This is a genomic window from Streptomyces sp. NPDC058955, from assembly GCF_042741435.1.
In the GTDB taxonomy this organism is placed as follows: Bacteria; Actinomycetota; Actinomycetes; order Streptomycetales; family Streptomycetaceae; genus Streptomyces.
On sequence record NZ_JBHYKM010000236.1, the window covers coordinates 1 to 2443 of the forward strand.

General features: G+C 72.2%; 3 protein-coding genes. 1 reads left to right on the forward strand and 2 read right to left on the reverse strand.

Annotated elements, in window-relative coordinates:
* Together ACFW1I_RS38255 and ACFW1I_RS38260 are read right to left on the reverse strand one after the other, a co-directional pair.
* Window positions 1–406, reverse strand: a 406-nt coding sequence (locus ACFW1I_RS38255) for a glycosyltransferase (protein ID WP_384678760.1), incomplete at its 3' end; no start/stop codon positions are given.
* A 25-nt stretch (window positions 407–431) separates the two neighbouring features.
* Entirely contained in the window at window positions 432–608 is a 177-nt protein-coding gene (locus ACFW1I_RS38260) for a hypothetical protein (protein WP_384678763.1), read from the reverse strand.
* Between the two features lie 496 nt (window positions 609–1104).
* Between ACFW1I_RS38260 and ACFW1I_RS38265 the strand changes: the two genes are divergently transcribed.
* A complete protein-coding gene (locus ACFW1I_RS38265) occupies window positions 1105–2421 on the forward strand; it encodes a helix-turn-helix domain-containing protein (RefSeq protein WP_384678765.1) in 1317 nt (438 codons plus the stop codon).
* Window positions 2422–2443 lie beyond the last annotated feature (22 nt).

Consider the following 2443-nt stretch of genomic DNA (forward strand, 5'->3'; position numbering starts at 1 on the left):
GCTCCAGCCAGCTGGAGACGGCGTAGCCGCCGCCGAGCTGTGCGGCCTTCCAGGGCCGCAGCGGCTCCAGGCTGTGCATGGTCATGACATGCGGGATGCCGTGCAGCAGCCCCGCCAGGTGACCGGCGGCGTTGGCGTACCAGGTGTGGCTGTGGACGAGGTCGGCGCCCGCGACGTCCGGGGCCATCGCCAGCCCGGCACCGAGGAAGCCGAGCGCGGGGTTGCCGCCCGGGGGCGGCGGCGGGGTCGGATAGCCCGTGGTGCCGGGCTCGGGGACCGGACGCCCCAAGGAGCGGACGCGCACGTCGGCGATCCGGCGCAGGGCGCGGGTGAGTTCGGCGGCATGGACGCCCGCACCGCCGTAGACCTCCGGCGGGTACTCGCGGGTGAGCAGGTCGACGCGCATGGGAACGAATCCTTTCCGCGCGTTCTCAGCAGCACTTGCCGACGTCGCCGTCCGTGGTGGCGGTCGGGGTCGGGGTCACGGCGCTGACGCCGCCGTCCGCGGACGGCACCGCGGCCGGCCCGTCGCCCCACGCGACGGCCTGGGTCGCGCAGACCCCGGCGAGCAGCAGGCCGGCGACGAGGAGGGTGAGTCTCTTGCCCATGGAAAGGAGCTCCTTCGATGCGTTCGATGCGTCGGATGACACTTGCCGTGGGGGATGACAACGGGAGTCAATCGAGCATGACAAGAACTGTCAATCGACTTCCCCCGGGCGTGTCGGGTCTCGAAGGCCTGTCATACGGGGAGGGGGTACGGGGAGGTAAAGATTCCGCCGGATCCGACCGGGGCGAGAGCGCTTGCTGCGGCATGAAGTCGGCCACACGCACGTGCATGCGCCTCGCAACCAGGTGTCTGACCAGTGAGACTCCGGAGCGGCCGGAAGAGCACCCCCATGCTTTCCGGCCTGCTACGAAGGATCTTCGGACATGGCCGGTTTCATTCGGGCCGGGCACAGGCATACTTGCTACCTGTCAGTTGACTTTGTAATCAATAGTCAAGAGACGACAAAGACCGAGTCAAGCATCGATGGGGAGCGGGCTCGGACGAGGAGCGATATGGACCAGAAGCATTCAATCGATGCCAAAGGGATCGGCGGTCGGGTGCGGGAGCTCCGGCAGAAGCGGGGCCTGCACCAGCAGGACCTCGCCTCCGAGGACGTGTCCAGCAGCTACGTGTCCCTGATCGAGTCCGGCAAGCGCGTGCCCTCCCAGGCCGTGCTCGCGACCCTCGCCGCCAAGCTCGGCGTCTCCCCGGAGTACCTGCTCACCGGCCGCAGCGACACCCAGGCCAAGGAGCTCCAGCTCAAGATCGGCTTCGGGGACATGGCGCTGCGCAACGGCGCCAACGGCGAGGCCCTGCAGTCCTTCAGCGAGGCCCTCGCCCAGTCCCAGTTCCTCGACCACGCCCTGGTGCGGCGGGCCCGCCGGGGCCAGGCCGGCGCGCTGGAGAAGCTGGGCCAGATCGAGGCGGCCATCCCGATCCTGCACGAGCTGTACGACGACCCCGAGGTCGTCGTCGGCTCGGACGAGTGGGCCCAGCTCGGCGTCGCCCTCTGTCGCTGCTACCGCGACGTCGGCGACCTCGCCCTCGCCGTGGACATCGGCGAGGCCGCGCTCTCCCGCCTCAACGCGCTCGGCCTGGACGTCACCGACGACCACATCCAGCTCGGCGCGACCCTGATGGGCTGCTACCACGAGCGCGGCGACCTGACCAAGGCGCAGATGCTCGCCAACCGGCTGCTCTCCGTCGCCGAACAGGCCGGGGCCCGGGCCGGCCGCGGCGCCGTCTACTGGAACTCGGCCCTGGTCGCCGAGTCCCGGGGGCAGACCGCCGAGGCCCTCGCCCTCATCGAGCGGGCCCTCGCCCTGATGGCCGAGGGCGACAACGCCCGCCACTGCGCCATGCTCAAGCAGGGGTACGGCTACTTCCTGCTCGCCGCGCCGGAGCCCGACCCCCAGCGCGCCAAGGAACTCCTGGAGCAGGCCCGCGAGGCGCTGCTCGGGGCCGGCAGCGTCGGCGAACTGGCCGACTGCGAGATCGACCTGGCCCGGGCCCAGCTGCGGCTCGGCGAGGTGTCCGAGGGCGGGGCCCGCGCCGAGCGCGCGCTCGGGCTGCTGGGCGCCGAACCGACCCCCGAGGCCGTCGCCGCCCGCAACACGATGGCCGAGGCCGCCCTGCTCGCCGGCGACACCGACCGGGCCGCCGAGATCCTGCGCACCTCGGGGCGCCAGCTCGGCCACCTCGCGTCGAGCCGCCGGGTGGCCCACCTCTGGCAGCGCACCGCCGAGTTGTGGCAGGCGTGCGGCGACGCCGGGGAGGCGGTCGCCGCGTACCGCAAGGCGCTCGCGATGGTGGGCATGCCGAGCCTGCCCCTGGCGGCCGGGGCGTTCACCACCCCGGCGCCCCGCCGCTCCTGACCGCCGGCGGACCCGCCCGCGC